Annotated in this window: 15 protein-coding genes; 5 read left to right on the forward strand and 10 right to left on the reverse strand. The window is 71.3% G+C overall.

Going from position 1 to position 18,476, the window contains the following annotated elements:
- Window positions 1–147: 147 nt before the first annotated feature.
- Window positions 148–1,506 (forward strand): dipeptidase, encoded by a 1,359-nt coding sequence (locus H295_RS0119685; protein ID WP_020137059.1) that lies wholly within the window; start codon window positions 148–150, stop codon window positions 1,504–1,506.
- A 242-nt stretch (window positions 1,507–1,748) separates the two neighbouring features.
- Window positions 1,749–2,852: a hypothetical protein gene (locus H295_RS43380; protein ID WP_020137060.1), complete on the forward strand. Its 1,104-nt coding sequence runs from the start codon at window positions 1,749–1,751 to the stop codon at window positions 2,850–2,852.
- On the opposite strand, the gene H295_RS0119695 is transcribed toward H295_RS43380, so the two are convergent.
- The 8 genes from H295_RS0119695 to H295_RS0119730 form a co-directional block, all read right to left on the reverse strand.
- On the reverse strand, window positions 2,753–3,874 hold the full coding sequence (locus tag H295_RS0119695) for an ABC transporter ATP-binding protein (protein WP_020137061.1): 1,122 nt from the start codon (window positions 3,872–3,874) through the stop codon (window positions 2,753–2,755). The two genes, H295_RS43380 and H295_RS0119695, sit on opposite strands and share 100 nt — an antisense overlap.
- Window positions 3,871–4,947: an ABC transporter ATP-binding protein gene (locus H295_RS0119700; protein ID WP_020137062.1), complete on the reverse strand. Its 1,077-nt coding sequence runs from the start codon at window positions 4,945–4,947 to the stop codon at window positions 3,871–3,873. The genes H295_RS0119695 and H295_RS0119700 overlap by 4 nt, the downstream gene beginning before the upstream one ends.
- A gap of 27 nt (window positions 4,948–4,974) precedes the next feature.
- Complete coding sequence (locus H295_RS0119705) at window positions 4,975–5,967, reverse strand: ABC transporter permease (RefSeq protein ID WP_020137063.1); 993 nt, start codon at window positions 5,965–5,967, stop codon at window positions 4,975–4,977.
- A gap of 72 nt (window positions 5,968–6,039) precedes the next feature.
- Entirely contained in the window at window positions 6,040–7,707 is a 1,668-nt protein-coding gene (locus H295_RS0119710) for an ABC transporter substrate-binding protein (protein ID WP_020137064.1), read from the reverse strand.
- Window positions 7,708–7,787: 80 nt separating this feature from the next.
- Window positions 7,788–8,816: an ABC transporter permease gene (locus H295_RS0119715; RefSeq protein WP_020137065.1), complete on the reverse strand. Its 1,029-nt coding sequence runs from the start codon at window positions 8,814–8,816 to the stop codon at window positions 7,788–7,790.
- A 346-nt stretch (window positions 8,817–9,162) separates the two neighbouring features.
- The gene (locus H295_RS0119720; RefSeq protein WP_020137066.1) at window positions 9,163–10,203 is read right to left on the reverse strand and encodes an NUDIX hydrolase; all 1,041 of its coding nucleotides are present in this window, start codon (window positions 10,201–10,203) and stop codon (window positions 9,163–9,165) included.
- A 144-nt stretch (window positions 10,204–10,347) separates the two neighbouring features.
- Window positions 10,348–10,548, reverse strand: a complete 201-nt coding sequence (locus H295_RS0119725) for a hypothetical protein (RefSeq protein WP_020137067.1) — start codon at window positions 10,546–10,548, stop codon at window positions 10,348–10,350.
- A gap of 182 nt (window positions 10,549–10,730) precedes the next feature.
- Complete coding sequence (locus H295_RS0119730; RefSeq protein WP_020137068.1) at window positions 10,731–11,681, reverse strand: ROK family protein; 951 nt, start codon at window positions 11,679–11,681, stop codon at window positions 10,731–10,733.
- A gap of 218 nt (window positions 11,682–11,899) precedes the next feature.
- On the opposite strand from H295_RS0119730, the gene H295_RS0119735 reads away from it, so the two are divergent.
- Window positions 11,900–12,949 carry a LacI family DNA-binding transcriptional regulator gene (locus H295_RS0119735; protein ID WP_020137069.1) on the forward strand — a complete coding sequence of 350 codons (1,050 nt, stop codon included), beginning with the start codon at window positions 11,900–11,902 and terminating at the stop codon, window positions 12,947–12,949.
- 283 nt (window positions 12,950–13,232) lie between these two features.
- Window positions 13,233–14,027: a hypothetical protein gene (locus H295_RS0119740; RefSeq protein ID WP_028809540.1), complete on the forward strand. Its 795-nt coding sequence runs from the start codon at window positions 13,233–13,235 to the stop codon at window positions 14,025–14,027.
- Here H295_RS0119740 and H295_RS0119745 read toward each other — a convergent pair.
- Window positions 13,973–15,952 (reverse strand): serine/threonine-protein kinase, encoded by a 1,980-nt coding sequence (locus tag H295_RS0119745; protein WP_020137071.1) that lies wholly within the window; start codon window positions 15,950–15,952, stop codon window positions 13,973–13,975. The genes H295_RS0119740 and H295_RS0119745 overlap by 55 nt on opposite strands.
- A 107-nt stretch (window positions 15,953–16,059) precedes the next feature.
- Complete coding sequence (locus H295_RS0119750) at window positions 16,060–17,364, reverse strand: DUF6986 family protein (RefSeq protein WP_020137072.1); 1,305 nt, start codon at window positions 17,362–17,364, stop codon at window positions 16,060–16,062.
- Between the two features lie 191 nt (window positions 17,365–17,555).
- Here H295_RS0119750 and H295_RS0119755 point away from each other — a divergent pair, with 191 nt between their 5' ends.
- Window positions 17,556–18,449, forward strand: coding sequence for an endonuclease/exonuclease/phosphatase family protein (locus H295_RS0119755; protein WP_020137073.1), 894 nt, complete (start codon window positions 17,556–17,558; stop codon window positions 18,447–18,449).
- Window positions 18,450–18,476: the final 27 nt, after the last annotated feature.

Raw genomic sequence — 18,476 nt, forward strand, 5'->3', positions numbered from 1 at the left:
TTCTCGCTGCTCACGATGGTCTACTGCTCCTGATCAAGCCGCTGCCGCACCTGTCTCCCGCATCCTACGGCGGGCCCGCCCACAACCCGCTGTGGGAGGATCTACGGCACTCACAGGTACAACGTCGCACCCACAAGGAGCGTGCCCATGTCGCCGAATCCGGTCGCCGAGACCGTCGCCTCGCTGATGCCGAGGGCGCGGGCGGAGCTCACCGAACTGGTGGCGTTCAGGTCGGTGGCGGACTTCGACCAGTTCCCGAGGAGCGAGAGCGAGGCCGCCGCGAACTGGGTCGCGGACGCGCTCACCGCCGAGGGCTTCCAGGACGTGGCCCTGCTCGACACCCCGGACGGCACACAGTCGGTCTACGGCTGTCTGCCGGGCCCCGAGGGTGCGAAGACCGTCCTGCTCTACGCCCACTACGACGTGCAGCCCCCGCTGGACGAGGCGGGCTGGCAGACCCCGCCGTTCGAGCTCACCGAGCGGGAGGACGGCCGCTGGTACGGGCGCGGGGCCGCCGACTGCAAGGGCGGTGTGATCATGCACCTGCTCGCGCTGCGCGCCCTGAAGGCGAACGGCGGGGTGCCGGTCCACGTCAAGTTCATCGCCGAGGGCTCGGAGGAGCAGGGCACGGGCGGGCTGGAGCGGTACGCCGAGGCGCATCCCGGGCTCCTGGAGGCGGACACCATCGTCATCGGCGACGCGGGCAACTTCCGCGCCGGTCTGCCGACGGTCACCGCCACCCTGCGCGGCATGACCATGATGCGGGTCCGGATGGACACCCTCGAGGGCAACCTCCACTCGGGCCAGTTCGGCGGTGCCGCCCCGGACGCGCTGGCGGCGCTGATCCGGGTCCTGGACTCGCTGCGCGCGAAGGACGGTTCGACCACGGTCGACGGGCTCACCCCGGACGCGTCGTGGGAGGGTCTCGCGTATGACGAGGAGCAGTTCCGCAAGGACGCCAAGGTCCTGGACGGCGTCGAGCTGATCGGCGACGGCACGGTCGCCGACCGCATCTGGGCCCGCCCTGCGGTGACGGTCCTCGGCATCGACTGCCCGCCGGTGGTCGGCGCCACCCCGTCCGTGCAGGCGAGCGCCCGCGCCCTGGTCAGCCTGCGGGTGCCGCCGGGCATCGACGCGGCCGAGGCGAACAAGCTGCTCCGGGCCCACATCGAGGCGCACACGCCGTGGGGCGCCCGGGTGAGCATCGAACAGGTCGGCCAGGGTCAGCCGTTCAGCGCGGACACCACCAGCCCGGCCTACGCGGCGATGGCCGAGGCGATGGCGGTGGCCTACCCGGGCCAGGAGATGCAGTACGCCGGCCAGGGCGGCTCGATCCCCCTGTGCAACACCCTCGCGTCGCTCTACCCGCACGCCGAGATCCTCCTCATCGGCCTGAGCGAGCCGGCGGCCCAGATCCACGCCGTGAACGAGAGCGTCTCCCCGCAGGAGCTGGAGCGCCTGTCGGTCGCGGAGGCCCTGTTCCTGCGCAACTACGCGGCGAGCTGATCCGACGGCGCCGCCCTCGACGGAAGGCCCTCGCCCGCGGGCGAGGGCCTTTCCAGGGTGGTCTCACGGAGGTCGGTCAGGCCCACCTCCGGCGCGACGACGACGAGTCGACCCTGATCGACGCGGGCCCGGCGGGTGCGGCGCCGCCGATCACCGCCGACATCCAAGGGCGCCTACGACGGATCGTGCTCACCCGCTGCCACGCTCGCCCGTGTCGGCCACGGAGACCCGATCATGGGCCCATGGACTCCCTCGCCCGCCTCCGCACCCACGCCGACCTCGCCACCGCCTTCGCGCTCCTGAGCGACGGCGACCTCGCGGAGCTGGTGGCGTCGGGCACGCCCGCCGGTACCGGTATCGGCGGGCGGGCGGTGCTGTTGGAGGTGGACGGAGTGCAGGTGTTCGTGAAGCGGGTACCGCTCACCGACACCGAACTCCGCCCGCACCACGTCCACTCCACAGCGAACGTCTTCGACCTGCCGGTCCACTGCCACTACGGCATCGGCGCGATCGGCAGCCCCGGCTTCGGAGCCTGGCGCGAGCTGGCCACGCACGAGATGACGACGAACTGGGTCCGGTCGGGCCGCTTCCCGGGCTTTCCGCTGCTCCACCACTGGCGCGTGCTTCCCGACACTCCGCAGCCGCTGCCCGAGGAACTCGCCGACGGGGAGCGGACTGTGGCCTACTGGGGCGGCGGACGTGACCGCCTCGAAGCTCTGCGCACCGCGTCCGCGAGCCTCACCCTGTTCCTGGAGTACGTGCCGCACACCCTCCACGACTGGTTCCACGCACAACTGCGCACGGACGACGCCGACTCGGCCTGCGCCCTGGTGGAGCAGGGCCTCGACGCCGTCACCGGATTCCTGCGGGAGCAGGGACTCGTCCACTTCGACGCCCACTTCCGCAACGTCCTCACCGACGGGCACCGGCTCCACCTGACCGACTACGGCCTCTCCCTGTCCGGCCGCTTCCGACTCGACCCACAGGAGCGCGACTTCTTCGACCGGCACCGCCCCTACGACCGCGCCTACGTCTTCTCGTACCTCGTCCACTGGCTGGTCGTCGACCAGTACGGCCTCGGCCGGGACGAGCGCGAGGACTTCATCCGCGCGTGCGCGGACGGCAGGCGGCCCGAGGGGATCCCCCGGGCCGCCGCCGAGCTCGTCTCACGGCACGCCCGGCTCGCCGTCGTCGTAGGGGACTTCAACCGGCGTCTGGAGCAGGAGAGCCGGATGACGCCCTACCCTCACGAGGCCGTGGACGCGTTGTCCTCCAGGGTCGTCAGCGCCGGGTCGAGCACGATGTCCTCCGCGCGTGCCTCGACACTCGGGTCCTCCGGGAAGTGACAGGCCGTCAAGTGGCCCTCCGCGTTGCCCCCGAGCCGTACCAGCGGCGGTTCCTCGGTCGCGCACTTCTCCTGGGCCTTCCAGCAGCGGGTGCGGAAGCGGCAGCCGGACGGCGGGTCGACCGGTGAGGGCACGTCCCCGGCGAGCCGGATGCGCTCGCGCCGGTGCACGGCGTCCGGGTCGGCCTCGGGGACCGCGGACAGCAGCGCGTGGGTGTAGGGGTGCCGGGGCCCGGTGTAGAGGGTCTGCCGGTCGGCGACCTCGACGATCTTGCCGAGGTACATCACCGCGACCCGCTCGCAGAAGTGCCGTACGACGGCGAGGTCGTGGGCGATGAAGACGAACGCGATGCCCAGTTCCCGCTGGAGGTCCTGGAGCAAATTGACGATCTGCGCCTGGATGGACACGTCCAGGGCGGAGACCGGCTCGTCGGCCACGATCAGCTTGGGCCGCAGCGCGAGGGCGCGGGCGATCCCGATGCGCTGGCGCTGACCGCCGGAGAACTCGTTCGGGTAGCGGTTGTAGTGCTCGGGGTTGAGGCCGACCGTCTCCAGGAGTTCCTGGGCGCGCTTCTTGTGCCCCTGCGGCGGGTTGATGTCGTTGAGCCGCATCGGCGTCTCGACGATCGTGCCGACCGTGTGCCGGGGGTTCAGCGACGAGTACGGGTCCTGGAAGATCATCTGGAGGTTGCGGCGGGCCTCTTTCATCCGGTTCTCCGGGGTGTGGGTGATGTCCTCCCCGTCGAACATCACCTTCCCTGCCGTGGGTTCCAGCAGCCGGGTGATGAGCCGGCCCGTGGTCGACTTGCCGCAGCCGGACTCGCCGACCAGTCCGAGCGACTGGCCCGCGCCGACCGTGAAGTCGATGCCGTCGACGGCGTGCACGGCCCCGATCTGCCGCTGGAAGACGATCCCGCGCCGGATCGGGAAGTGCTTGGTGAGGCCGCTGACGTCGAGCAGGGGCTCCCCGGCGGCGGGCTGGGTGGTGGTCACGGGCTGCTCCTGTTCGTCCGCCGCGCTCACTGCGCCGCCCCCGTGGCCGTACGGACGCGGATCTCTTGCCGGGTCTCGGGGGTGAGGTGGCAGGCGGCGAGGTGCCGTCCGGTGCCGGTCACCGCGACCAGTTCGGGCCGGTCGACCGCGCAACGCCCCTCGGGCACCCAGCCCTTGTAGGTGCAGCGGGGGTGGAAGGCGCACCCGGAGGGCGGGTTGATCAGACTCGGCGGAGAACCGGCGATCGGGTTCAGCCGCCGTCCGACGTCGCCGGTGATCTGCGGCATGGACTCCAACAGACCCCAGGTGTAGGGGTGCTGGGGCTCCTTGAGCACGTCGTGGACGGTGCCGTACTCGATACGCCGGCCGCCGTACATCACCAGGATGTCGTCGGCGATGTCGGCCACCACCCCGAGGTCGTGGGTGATGAGGATGACCGCGGAGCCGAACTCCTCCTGGAGGTCCCGGATCAGGTCCAGGATCTGTGCCTGGACGGTGACGTCCAGGGCGGTGGTCGGCTCGTCGGCGATGAGCAGTTCGGGGTCGCAGACCAGCGCCATGGCGATCATGGCGCGCTGGCGCATACCGCCGGAGAACTGGTGGGGGTAGTCCCGCACCCGGCGTTCGGGCTGCGGGATGCCGACCCGCTTCAGCATCTCCACGGCCCTTTCCCGGGCCTCCTTCTTGGAGACCTTGTGGTGGACCTGGTAGGCCTCGGCTATCTGGGCGCCGACGGTGAAGTAGGGGTGCAGCGCGGACAGCGGGTCCTGGAAGATCATGGAGACGGTACGGCCCCGCAGCGAGCGCATGGCGTGCTCGGGCAGGGAGACCAGCTCCCGGCCGTCCAGCCGGATCTCGCCGGAGACCTGGGCGCGCGTGCCCTTGTGCAGTCCGAGCAGGGCCAGCGAGGTGACCGACTTCCCCGAGCCGGACTCGCCGACGATGCCGAGGGTGCTGCCCTTCTCCAGGCTGAAGGAGACGCCGTCGACGGACTTGACGATCCCGTCCTCGGTGGGGAAGTGCACACGCAGGTCCCGTACGTCGAGGAAGGGCGCGGCCGCGTCGTCGGCGGCCGCCGGTTGCGGTGAGGTCAGGAGGGACACGGGCTTTCCTTGCTGCGGGTGAGGGGCTCAGGCGAGGCGGACACGGGGGTCGATGAGGCCGTAGACCACGTCGACGACCACGTTGGCGAGGACGACGAAGGTGGCCGCGAAGAGCGTGGTGCCGAGGATGACCGGCAGGTCGGAGTTCTGTACCGAGTCGACCGCGAGCTTGCCGATGCCGTTGATGCCGAACACCGACTCGGTGATGACCGCGGAGCCGCCGATCAGCGAGCCGACGTCCATGCCGAAGATGGTGATGATCGGGGTGATCGCGGCCCGCAGACCGTGCTTGAGGACGACGCGCCGACTCGACAGGCCCTTGGCGCGGGCGGTGCGCATGTAGTCCTCGGCGAAGACCTCCAGCATGGAGGAGCGGGTGAGCCGGGTGTACAGCGCGAGGTAGACGATGACCAGGGTGAACCAGGGCAGGATCAGTCCCTGGAACCAGGCGCCCGGGTTCTGGGTGATCGGGGTGTAGCCGGAGGCGGGCAGGATCTGCCACTTGTCGACGAACAGGTAGAGCAGCAGCAGTCCGACGAAGTAGATCTGCACGGAGACACCGAGCAGGGCGAGTCCCACCGCCGCCTTGTCCGCGGCCTTGCCCCGGCGGACGGCGGCGACCGTGCCGAGGCCGACGCCCAGGATCAGGAAGAACACCGCCGCGCCGAGACCGAGCGAGAGGTCGGCGGGGAAGTCGTCGAGCAGGGTGGTCAGGACCGGGGTGTCGGTCTGGAAGGAGATGCCGAGGCAGGGTGCGCCGCAGTGGATGTGCACGCTCTCGTCGCCGAAGTCCCGGCCGACGAAGAGTCCCTTGAAGAACTCCCAGAACTGCTTGAGGAAGGTCTGGTCGAGGCCCAGCGAATGCTTGATCTCGGCCAGCCGGGACGGCGAACAGGTCTTGCCGCAGGCCAGGAGGGCGGGGTCGGACGGCAGCGCGAAGAAGATCACGAAGGTGATCACGGTGATCACCAGGAGGATCGCGACCGCTGCCAGCAGGCGCCGGATGAGGTAACGAAGCATGTCGTGCTGGACCCTGACGTGAGAGGGGGTGCCCCGCCGGCCGGGACCGCCGGCGGGGCTGGGAGGGGTGCGTCAGCTCTTGACGTAGACGTGGACCAGGCTGGGCTCGGCGAGGATCGGGTCCGAGATGACTCCGCCGACCTTGGAGCCCGCCAGATCGCTGAACTTCATGTACATCAGCGGGATCACGGCGGCGTCCTTCATGATCTGCTGGTCCAGGGCGCCGTAGGCGGCGTCGGCCTGCTTGACGTCCGTCATCTTGGCGATCTTGTCGATCTGCGCGTTGACCGCGGGGTCGTTCAGGTACGACAGGTCCTGGTTGGACTGCGGCAGCTTCGCGATCTGACGTCCGTCGAAGAGGACGGGCAGCACGGTGGAGGCGTTCGGCCAGTCCGCGATCCAGTCGCCCCAGGTGAGGTCGTACTGGTTCTTGACGTTGTCGATGTTGCTGAAGTAGTTCGCCGCGTCGATCGGGGTGATGTTCACCGTGATGCCGATCTTCGCGAGCGAGGTCTTCACGGCGTCGCCGAAGTGCTCCAGGGTCGGGGTGTTCTCGACCGCGAGCGACATGGTGAGCTTGGGGTCGCCGGCCTGCTTCATCAGCGCCTTGGCCTTGGTGATGTCCCCGGCGGGGTTGGTGCTGTAGAGGTTGAACTTCTGGTAGCCGTCGATGCCGGGGCTGAGCATGGTGCTCGCGTAGTCGCCGTACGCCGAACCGCCGAACGCGCCGCGGACCGTGGTCTTGTCGATCGCGTACTCGATGGCCTGACGGACCTTCAGGTTCTTGGTCCGGGTGGTGTTGATGGCCAGGTAGTTGATGCCGGGGGCCGGGATGTTGTAGAGGCGCGACTTCAGGGACGGGTCATTGGTGATCGTCGTCAGGTCGGAGCCCGCGATCGGCCACTGCATGATCGAGGTCTGGGCGGTACCCGCGTCGGACTTGATCTGCTGGTCGATCGCCGACTGGTCCTGGCCGAGCTGCACGTCGATCTCGTTGACGTTCTGCTGCCGGATCGGGTCGGTCGACTGCTTCCAGTGGGTGTTCCTGACGAGGACGAGTTCCTTGTTCTTGGTGTACGACTTGATCATGTACGGCCCGTCGGACCAGACGTGCGTGTCGTACGTGGCGCCGGTGTCGTGCGCCTTGGGCACCCCCGACCAACCGGGCATGGCGGTCGTCTGGTTGAAGTCGGCGACCGGCTGGTTCAGGTGGAAGACGATGGTGGACGCGTCCGGCGTCTGGATGGAGGCGAGTTCCTTGCCCGAGTAGGGGCCCTTGTAGGAGGAGCCGCCGACCAGCCACTGACTGGCGTACGGCGGGCCGCCGTTGATGTCGGGCGAGAAGGTCCGCTCGACGCCGTACTTGACGTCCTGCGAGGTGACCGCCGTGCCGTCCTGCCAGGTGACGCCCTTGCGCAGGTGGAAGGTCCACACGGTGTCGTTCGCGCTGGGCGTTCCGGTGTCGGTGGCCAGGTCGCCGACCAGCTTGGGCGTCGAGCTCGTCTCGTCCCAGCCGGTCAGGGTGCGCACGAGCTCCTGGTCCATGCTCGAACCCTCGGTCGTGTAGACGCGCTGGGGGTCGAGGTGGTCGAAGTCGGCGTGGTCGAGGACGGTCAGGGTGCCGCCCTTGGCCGGGGAGCCGCTTCCGCTGGTGCTGGAGGAGCCTCCGCATGCGGTGGCCCCCAGGGCGATCGCCACGGCGGTGGCCGTGAGCGCGATCGAGCGCCTTCTGCGCGTCATGAGGTAACACTCCGTTCTTCTACGGCTCGGCGACGACGGCTCAAGTGGGGCCGCGCGCGCCGCTGTTGAGGGGGACCGCGTCAGCCGCGGGCCGCGCGGGGGTCCAGGGCGTCCCGGACGCCGTCGCCGAGGAGGTTCAGCGCCAGGACGAGAATCAGCAGCAGGACTCCGGGGACGAACAGGTACATGGGGTCCTGGAGGAAGAACTGGGAGGCGTCCGAGAGCAGCGCTCCCCAGTCCGGGTTGGGCGGGATGACGCCCACGCCGAGGTAGGACAGGGCCGCCTCGGTGGTGATGTTCTGCGGGACGGCCAGCGCGAAGGAGATCAGCACCGGCGCCCACAGGTTCGGCAGCAACTGCCGGAAGAGGATGTGCCACTTGCCGGCGCTCATGATCCGCGCCGCGTCGACGAACTCCCGCTCGCGCAGGGACAGGACCTGTCCGCGGACCAGGCGGGCGGTGTAGGCCCAGGCGAACACCGCGATGTTCAGGACGAGGACCAGCAGCCGCAGGTTCTCGTCGGTGCCGCCGTGGTCGTTGGTCTGCATCGCGTTCTGGATGACCGGGGTCAGCGCGATGATGAACAGCAGCTGCGGGAAGGCCAGCATCACGTCCATGATCCGCGACAGCACGGAGTCGACCCAGCCGCCGGAGTACCCGGCCGCGAGGCCGGCCACAACGCCGACGACGGTGGACAGGACGGCCGAGGCGAAGCCGACGAAGAGCGAGGTGCGCAGGCCGTAGACGATCCGGGCGAACAGGTCGTAGCCGGTGCCCGGTTCGACGCCCAGCAGATGGGTGAGGCTGATGCCGCCCAGCGAGCCGCGCGGGAAGTTGCCGGTGTCGGGGTTGATCGCCTTGCCGTCGGGGGTGATCGGGCCCCAGCCGGTGATGTCGGTCAGGACCGGCGCCAGCAGCGCGATCAGGATGAAGAGCACTGTGATCACGAACGCGGCCATGGTGACCTTGTCGCGTCTGATGCGCCGCCAGGCCATGCGGGCGGGCGACCGTCCGGTGATGGCCGTGCCGTCGCTCAGCGGCGTCGGCGAGGGTTCGCCGGCCGCTTGCGTGGCGCCGGTGGCGGGCATCGGCTGCTGTTGCGTCGTCATCGTGCGGACGTCCCGGGTATGTGCTGAAGCGGGCGCGGGGGTCTCGGCATGAGGCAGTCCCCTGGAGAAAAAGGCGTCGGTCGCCGGCCGTTGTCGGCGCCGTGAGGCTGAGCGGGACTGTCGCAACACGCCGAGAGACCGGTCAAGCCCGAAAATGACCGAAAAGGGGATTGTTTGCGCTCGTTGCCAAGAGTTGACGAGGGCGGGGTGTTCCGTTAGCTCTGACATGGAGGTACCGCGACGATTCCCTTGGCGGGTTCTCGCCTTCCACTTGCCAGATCCGAACATGCTTCGAACGTGACGAGGCCCCGCCGGACGCGAACGCCGGCGGGGCCCCGAACGGTCCTCAGCCTGTCGGAATCCCCGCTTCCAGGTACAGCGCGGCCCCGCGTTCCCGGGCCCTGAGCGCCCACCGCAGCCGCTCGTAGCGCACCGGCGGGAGCAGATCCGCGGCCTCCTCCTCGCTCGCGAAGCACCAGCCGCGCAGCTCGGGTCCGGGCAGCAGGACACGGCTCGCCTCGGTGGAGTCGAGCCGTCCGCCGTCGAAGAGCAGCCGCAGTCCGCCGTACCCGGGAGGCGCGGGCGGTTCCCAGTCGACGACCAGGAGACGGGGCACGTCGTCCAGCTGGATGCCGGTCTCCTCCGCGACCTCGCGCACCCCGGCCCGCGCCGGCGCCTCGCCGGATTCGACGACTCCGCCGGGGAACTCCCAGCCGGCCTTGTAGGTGGGGTCGACCAGCAGCACCCGGTCCTGCTCGTCGAAGAGGAGGACCCCGGCGGCCACGGTCTCGGCGGTGGGCTCCGGGGTCTGCACGATGTCGCACGCGGGCACGGTCCCGGCACCGAGGTCCTCGGCGATCCGGACGGCCGTCTCGTACGGGGTGAGTGCGCTGGTGTCGATCGGATGGGCGTCGGTGGTGAGCCAGGAGGCGAGGGCGGCGCGGTAGGGCTCGATGCGGTCGTACGCCCACCGGCCCTGCCCCGTCGCGCCGAGCGGCAGGGCCGGTGTGGCGCCCCGCCCGGCTATTCGCTCGCGCAGGATCGTTTCCGCCGGGGCGAGGAGCAGATGCCGGACAGTGATCCGGCGAGCGGCGAGGCCGCCGAAGATCTCGTCGCGGTACTCCTGGCGCAACAGGGTCATGGGGACCACCAGAGTCCCGCCGAGCTCGGCGAGCATCGCGGCCGCCGTGTCTATCACCAGACGTCGCCAGATCGGCAGGTCCTGGAAGTCGCCGACCTCGGCGAGGTGCTTGGGCGGCAGCAGGCGCACGACCGCTGCGCCGATCTCCTCGGGGTCGAAGAGCGTGCTGTTCGGGATCAGTTCGATCAGTTCCCGTGCGGCGGTGGTCTTCCCCGCACCGAACGCGCCGTTGATCCAGACGATCACGGACTCCCCCTCTTCTGTTTGGCCCCCTGTGGCTTGCCCGTTCCACCCTGCCACGGAAACCAGCCGCAGTTGAGAGCACACGAAACGGCGCCGGAACCCTCCTTCGAGGGCTCCGGCGCCGTGGCCTCGCGGGGGCGGGACCCGTCAGACGTTGTCCCCCAGCGCACTCTCCTCCACGCCGTCCAGACTGGCGTCGGCGATGGTGTGGTGGGGGTCGACGGCGGTGAGGGTCTTGTCGAGGTCGAGGTCACCGAGCGCACCGCCCGCGGCGTGCGAGGGGGTGACCGCCGCGACGACGAAGCCGGTGGCGAGGGAGGCGATGGCGAGCATGCTGCGCTTCTTCATGAGCTGATCAACGCGACCACGCGCGATGGGTCACGCCCAGCACTCCGGTCGCCCGGTGGAACGGTCCCGCCCGGGTTCCGCCGACCCTCTCCGCCCACCGGGCGGACCGTTCGGTCGGGTTCGTACGCGCCGCTCCGCCCACCCGGTGGAACGTTCCGCCACCGACCCCGCCGTCCCCGTCGTCAGACGGCCGCGGCGGTGTCCGACTGCCGGGCGAGCGCCGCCGCGGCCGCCCCGACCAGGCCCGCGTCCGTGCCCATCTGCGCGGGCACGATCGTCAGGCGCTGGACGAAGGACAGGGTCGCGTAGCCGCCCAGGGCCTTGCGCAGGGGCTCGAAGAGGATGTCCCCGGCCTTGCCCACCCCGCCGCCGATCACGGCGATGTCGATCTCGACGAGGGTCGCGGTGGCGGCGATGCCGGCGGCCAGCGCCTGGGCCGCCCGCGCGAAGGAGGCGACGGCGACCGGGTCCCCGGTCCGGGCCGCCTCGGCCACCGCGGCGGCGGAGGTGTCGCCGTCCGGGCCGGGCCGCCAGCCGTTCTCCAGCGCGCGCCGGGCGATGTTCGGACCGCTCGCGATGCGCTCGACACAGCCGCGCGCGCCGCACGGGCACGGGTCGCCGTCCAGGTCGACGCTGATGTGCCCGATGTGACCGGCGTTGCCGGTGGGACCGGCGTGCAGCTGACCGTTCAGCACCAGACCGCCTCCGACACCGGTCGAGACGACCATGCACAGCGCGTTGTCGTGCCCGCGCGCCGCGCCCTGCCAGTGCTCCGCGGCCGTGATCGCCACACCGTCGCCGATCAGCTCGACGGGGAGCCCGCCCGCCGCCTCCTGGACCCGCCGGACCAGCGGATAGTCGCGCCAGCCGGGCACGTTCACCGGGCTCACCGTGCCGGTGGAGGCGTCCACCGGACCCGCGCTGCCGATACCGAGGGCGCCGGCCCGTCCCCACAGCGGCGAACCGGTCAGCTCGCCGACGGTCTCCTCGACGGCCCGCATGACGGTCTCGCCGTCCTCCTGCGCGGGTGTGGCGCGCTGGGCGCGGTGCAGGATCCGGCCGTGGCCGTCCACCAGCGCCCCGGCGATCTTGGTGCCGCCGATGTCGAGCGCAGCCACGAGGTCGGTGTGCATCAGTGTCAGTTCTCCGCGTCACCTTGAGGAATGGGCAGTCCGGTCTCGCGGTGGGGGCGCAGGCCGGCAGATTGCGGTGGACAGTGTCTCCCGCATCTGACAACGTTGTCCAGGCTCTATGCTCGACGCCACATCCTCATACAAAATCATGGGCTGCCACACCCCTTTGCCACCACCGCTCCGTACCACCGCATCCCGACAGGACAGGACGCCGTATCGTGCCCGAGACCCACAGCCGAGCAGACCGTCTCTCCACGACCCGGTACGGCAACCGCCCGACCATGAAGGACGTGGCCGCCCGGGCCGGCGTAGGGCTCAAGACCGTCTCCCGCGTGGTCAACGGCGAGGCGGGGGTCACGGCCGAGACCGAGCACCGGGTCAAGGAGGCCATCGAAGCGCTCGGTTTCCGCCGCAACGACAGCGCGCGGGTGCTGCGAAAGGGGCGTACCGCGAGCATCGGCCTGGTCCTGGAGGACCTCGCCGACCCGTTCTACGGCCCGCTGAGCCGTGCGGTGGAGGAGGTCGCCCGGGCCAACGGGGCGCTGCTCATCAACGGTTCCAGCGCGGAGGACCCGGAGCGGGAGCAGGAGTTGGTGCTGGCGTTGTGCGCGCGGCGCGTGGACGGGCTGGTGGTGATCCCGGCCGGCGACGACCACCGGTATCTGGAGCCGGAACTGAAGGCGGGCGTGGCGACGGTGTTCGTGGACCGTCCGGCGGGCCGGATCGACGCCGACGTGGTCCTGTCCGACAACTTCGGGGGCGCGCGGGACGGGGTGGCCCACCTCATCGCGCACGGGCACCGCAGGATCGGCTTCATCGGCGACATGCCCCGCATCCACACGGCCGCCGAGCGGCTGCGCGGGTACCGGGCGGCGATGGAGGACGCGGGCATAGCGGTCGAGGACGCGTGGACCTCCCTGGGCGTCACCGACCCCGAGCGGGTACGCCGGGCGGCCGAGGAGATGCTCACCGGGCCGTCCCCCGTCACCGCGATCTTCGCCGGCAACAACCGCGTGACGGTCACCGTGGTCCGCGTCCTCGCTGAGCACACCCGGCGTGTCGCCTTCGTGGGCTTCGACGACATCGAGCTCGCGGACCTCCTCCAGCCGGGCGTCACGGTCGTCGCCCAGGACGCGGCGGCCTTGGGCCGCACGGCCGCGGAACGGCTCTTCCGCCAGCTGGACGGCACCCTCCTGACCCCGGAACGCATCGAGCTGCCCACGCGGTTGATCACGCGCGGCTCGGGCGAGTTGCCTCCGGCGGACTGAGCGCGTTGCCTCCGGCGGACTCAGTGGAACGGGGAGCGGGGGAAGTCGTACGGTGGTCGAGGTGACGAGGCTGGACAGCGGAGGCGCGGGCCCTGTGCCGGGGGCGGTGGGTCCGAGCGGCGACGGCCCGGAGGCCGGGGAGTCGGGCAGCGGCCCTTTTGAAGCACCGCATGCACAGGGCGGACCAGTCGGCGCCACCGCGGCCGCACCCCGCGATCCGAGCCGCGCCACCCCAGCCGCGGCAGCTGCTCCGACAGTCCCCGCACAGGCCGCTCCGCGCTGCATGGCCGCCCCTTCCTTGGAGGCACTGGGGCTCGCCGAGGCTCCGCGTGATCATCCGTTGCTCTACCCCGGCGCCTGGCCGACGCGCTCGGTGCTGCTCGACGGCGACCGGCTGCGCCCGCTCGACCGGCTGGTGCACGAGGATCGCGCCCCCGTCCTCGCGATCGGGTCCAACGCCAGCCCCGGACAGCTGCGGCACAAGATGGCCGAGTCCGGGATCGCCTCACCCGTCCCGATGGTCAGGGCGCGGGTGACCGGCGTCGGCGTCGGGGTGTCCGCTCATGTCAGCCGGATGGGATACGTCTCCGCCTCCCCCTTCCACGCCCCCGGCTCCACAAGGGAGTTGTTCGTCATCTGGCTGGATGCCGAGCAGCTCGCGGTCGTCGACGCGAGCGAAGGCGTCCCCCTGAGGAACGGCAACTACGGCCGCGCCTGGCTGCCCTCGCCCGAGGTGCGGGTCGAGCTGGAGGACGGCGTGACCCTGCCCGGCGTCCACTCGTACGTCAACCGCCACGGCGTGCTGCACGACGGCACCGGCCTCCCCCGCACCCACCCCGGGCAGCGGGAACTGCTCACCGAACTCCTCGTCGGATCAGCCCGGTTGAGGGAGCTGTTCGGGGTCACACCCGAGGAGTTCGTGACCCGGGCCCGCGCCGACCGCGGGCGCTGCGAGGCCGGCACCCGGCTCTTCGCCGAGGAGAGGCGGGTGACGGAGTCCGGCCTGGAGCAGTACGTGAGGGTTCAGCAGACCGGGAGCCCCGGCACCGGCTCGTCGTTGCCGCCGCCCTTGACGTAGACGACGCTGACGTACACACCGGTGTTGCCGCTGTCGTCGTCGGTCCTGGCCCACCACACGTTGGTCCACTCCCCCGAGGTCTCGCGGCGCCCCAGGTTCGACTGGCAGAAGAAATAGTTGGTGCCCGCGTAGAGAACACCGGCCTCGGCGCCGGAGGCGGTGTAGGACTTGGCGGTCTTCCAGACCGTGCAGTTGTATTTTCCACCGCCGATGGCCGTGCAGGCCGGGGCGGGAGTACTGGGCTCGCCGGTCGGACCGCCGCCCCCCGAGTCGCCGGACCCGCCGCCGTGCGCGTCGCCCTCTCCCGAAGTGCCGCCTCCGGAGGTCGCCTTGGCGGACGGCGAGGCACCGCTCGTGGGGTCGGAGCCGCCCCCCTTGTCGCCGGAGGTCGCCTTCGCGCTCGGCGTCTTCTTCTCGCCCCCGCCCGTGGGCTCGGGGCTGGTGGAACGGTCGGCGTCGGTCCGCCCGGACGCGGTGGACGAGGCCGAAGGGCTCGCCCCGGACCCGATCGGCCGGGCGTCGGCGTCGGCCTCACCCGAGCCGTTCAGCAGCGCCGCGGTCGTCCCGGCCGCCGCGAGCACGACGGCGACGGCCACGGCGGCGAGCAGGGCCCGCCCCTTGCGGCGAGGTGAGGCGGAGGCGGCTATCGGGGCGGTCGGGGGCTGCTCCTGGGAGACCTGCGCGCCTGGTCCGTGCACGAGTGGTCCGGCCGGTTCCGGCGCGCCGCCCTGCGCGCCGGGAACCCACGCGCCCGGAGCGTGAACCTGAGCCGTGGGAAGGCCCGCACCCGGAGCGTGGACCTCGGCCGCAGGACCCTGCCCCGCGGCCCCGAACCCGGCCGCGGCCGGCGTCACAGCCCCCTGCCCCGGCACCACCGTGGGATCGTTCGGCGGACCACCCGCCCCCGTCCCCTCCGACGGCTGGGGTCCGGCCCCCTGGGCGGCGCCCGCCGCTCCCGGCATCCGGAAGGCCGCCGGGAGGGCCGGGCCGCCCGGCTCCGTGCGCACCCGTGTCTCCTGCGCCTCCGTACCGCGCAGCGTGGTCGTCGCGCTGTCGGTGGCGGGGGTGTCCGCCACGGCCTGGAGCAGTTCGCGGGCCTCCTCGGCCCCCGGGCGCGCCTCGGGGCGCTTGTCGAGCAGGCGTCGCAGGACCGGTGCGAGGGGCCCGGCGCGCTGCGGCTCTGGCAGCGGTTCGCCGACGATCGCGGTGAGTGTGGAGAACGTCGAGGTGCGGCGGAACGGCGCGGCTCCCTCGACGGCCGCGTACAGCGTGGCGCCGAGGGCCCACACGTCGGAGGCCGCGCCGGGATCGGCGCCCTGGGCGCGCTCGGGGGCCATGTAGTCCAGGGAGCCGACGAGATGGCCGGTGCGGGTGAGGCTGGTGGCGGCGCCGTCCCCCGGGTCCTCCATGGTGGCGATGCCGAAGTCGGTGAGCAGCACCCGGCCGGAGTGGTCGAGCAGGATGTTGCCGGGCTTGACGTCCCGGTGCAGGACGCCGGCCCGGTGGGCGGCGGCGAGCGCGTCCATGACCTTGGCACCGATACCGGCCGCCTCGCGCGGGTCGAGCGGTCCGCTCTTGCGCAGCACCTGGTCGAGGGACGGGCCCTCGACCAGCTCCATGACGATCAGCGGGCGTCCCTCGACCTCGCCGATGTCGTGCACCGCGACGACTCCGGGGTGCCGGACCCGGGCCGCCGCGCGGGCCTCGCGCTGCATCCGCAGCCGCAAATCCGCCAGTTCGGGCCCTTCGGCGTCGTTGTAGGTGCGCAGTTCCTTGACCGCGACCTCACGGCCGAGCACCTCGTCGACCGCCCGCCAGACCACGCCCATGCCGCCGCGGCCGAGCTGGCCCACGACCCGGTATCGCCCGGCCAGCAGCCGACCGGCGTCGTCCTGGCCCTTTCCGTTGGTCTCCCCCGAAGACACCGCTGCCCCGTTCCTGTGACACGTCAATGCGTGCGGTACAGACTACGGGGCAGGAGTGACAACTCCAGTGCGAGGTTGCGACTGTGACAGGTCCGCGACGTGCGCGGCTACGGGGCGGCGACGGTCAGGTCGCCGCGCCGAGGCGAGGCGTACCCCTCCAGGTCGGCGCGGGTCAGTCCGGTCAGCCGGGCCACCTCCCCGATGTCCAGGGCACCGCAGTCCAGCCCGCGCAGCAGATAGCCGCTGAGCGCCTTGGCGGTGGCGGGTTCGTCCATGACGTCACCGCCGACCCTGCCCGCGTACCGGGCGAGCCGGGCGGCGGCCTGCTCGAAGCCCTCGCGGTAGAAGGCGAACACGGCCGCGTACCGGGTCGGGATGTGGCCGGGGTGCATGTCCCAGCCCTGGTAGTAGGCGCGGGCCAGGGCGCGGCGGGTGAGGCCGTAGTGCAGCCGCCAGGCGTCGTGGACCTTCGCGGTGGGGCCGACGGGCAGCACATTGGTGGAGCCGTCAGAGACCCGCACCCCCGTCCCGGCGGCGGCGACCTGCATGACCGCCTTGGCGTAGTCGGCGGCGGGATGGTCGCTGGCCTGGTGGGCGGCGGAGACGCCGAGGCAGGCGCTGTAGTCGAAGGTGCCGTAGTGCAGTCCGGTGGCGCGTCCTTCGGCGGCCTGGATCATGCGGGCGACGGTGGCGGTGCCGTCGCCGGCGAGGATGGACTGGCTGGTCTCGATCTGGATCTCGAAGCCGAGCCGTCCGGCGTCGAGTCCGTGCGCCTTCTCGAAGGCCTCCAGCAGCCGCGCGAACGCGCCGACCTGCTCGGCGTACGTCACCTTCGGCAGGGTCAGCACCAGCCCGTCGGGGAGCCCGCCCGCCGCCATCAGGCCGGTGAGGAAGACGTCCAGGGTGCGGATACCGCGGTCCCGGACGGCCACCTCCATGCACTTCATGCGGATGCCCATGTACGGCGCGGCGGTGCCGTTCTCGTACGCCTCGGCGATCAGGCGGGCCGCGCGGGCCGCCGTCTCGTCCTCCTCGGCGTCCGGGCGCGGGCCGTAACCGTCCTCGAAGTCGACCCGGAGGTCCTCGATCGGCTCGCGCTCCAGCTTGGCACGCACGCGCGTGTACACGGGCTCGGCGAGTTCGTCGGACAGCCCGAGGACGGCGGCGAAGGACCCGGCGTCCGGGGCGTGTTCGTCCAGGGCGGCGAGGGCCCGGTCGCCCCAGGTGCGGATCGTGTCGGCGGCGAAGGCGTCGCCGGGGACGTAGACGGTGTGCACGGGCTGGCGGGTCCCGGGGTCGCCGGGGTAGCGGCGCTCCAGTTCGGCGTCGACCGGCGCGAGGGAGGCGCTGATCTCCTCGCTGACGGCGCCCGCGAGGCTCGTCGCGACCTGCTCCTGCCGGCCCTGACCCATCCTGTACCCTCCAGTTTTCCGCTGTACGGAATCAACAATCCGTAGAACGAAGTTATCTGCGAAGCTTCCCGACGGTCAACACCCCGTCCACAGCATGAGCCATCGCGTTCATCCGAACCGCCGAGAACCCCTACGCCGTCTTCCACACTCCGGTTCGACCATTCATCCTGGTCCGTCGGGAGGGACCTCACATGCCGGACACCCACAGACCGACCCGTCGCATGGGGCTCAGAACCGCCGTGGCCGCCGCCGTCATCGTGCCGCTGATGGGCACGCTGCCGGCCTCGGCCGCCAGACCGTCCAACCGCCGGCTCGACCTCATGACGTTCAACCTGCGCTACGCCGACACCGCCGAACCCAACAGCTGGGCCACCCGCCGCCCGGTGATGCGCCGCCTGTTGCGCCGGGAGACCCCCACAGTGATAGGCACCCAGGAAGGCCTCTACCGGCAACTGCTCGACATCCACGCCGACCTCGGACCGCGCTACGACTGGATCGGCACCGGCCGCGAGGGCGGCAGCCGGGACGAGTCCACGGCGGTCTTCTACGACAACCGGCGCCTGGCCCCCGTCGAGCACGACACGCTCTGGCTCTCCGACACCCCCAGGGTGATCGGCTCGAACACCTGGGGCGGGTCGCTCCCCCGGATCCTCACCTGGGTCCGCTTCCGCGACCGGAGCGCCGACGACCGGGAGTTCTACGTCGTCAACACCCACTTCGACCATGTGGGCCAGTACGCGCGCGAGCGGTCGGCGCAGTTCCTCGGCGAGACGATCGCCGGGTTCGACCCCGCCCTGCCGGTCGTCGTGACCGGCGACTTCAACGCCACGGCCCACGACAACCGGGCGTACGACATCCTGCTCGCCACCGGGCTGGTCGACACCTGGGACGTGGCTGTCGAGCGGGGCCGGCAGTACGCCACCTTCCACGGCTACAAGCCCCTGACGCCCGACGGCGAGCGCATCGACTGGATCCTCACCACCCCGGGCATCACCGTCCACCGGGCCTCCGTCAACACCTTGACGCTCGACGGGCAGTACCCGAGCGACCACCTTCCGGTGCAGGCCACGGTGACCCTGGGATGAGCCGAGGCCCCCGCGACCGCGTCGGCG

The organism is Streptomyces sp. 351MFTsu5.1 (genome assembly GCF_000383655.1).
Classification (GTDB): domain Bacteria; phylum Actinomycetota; class Actinomycetes; order Streptomycetales; family Streptomycetaceae; genus Streptomyces; species Streptomyces griseorubiginosus.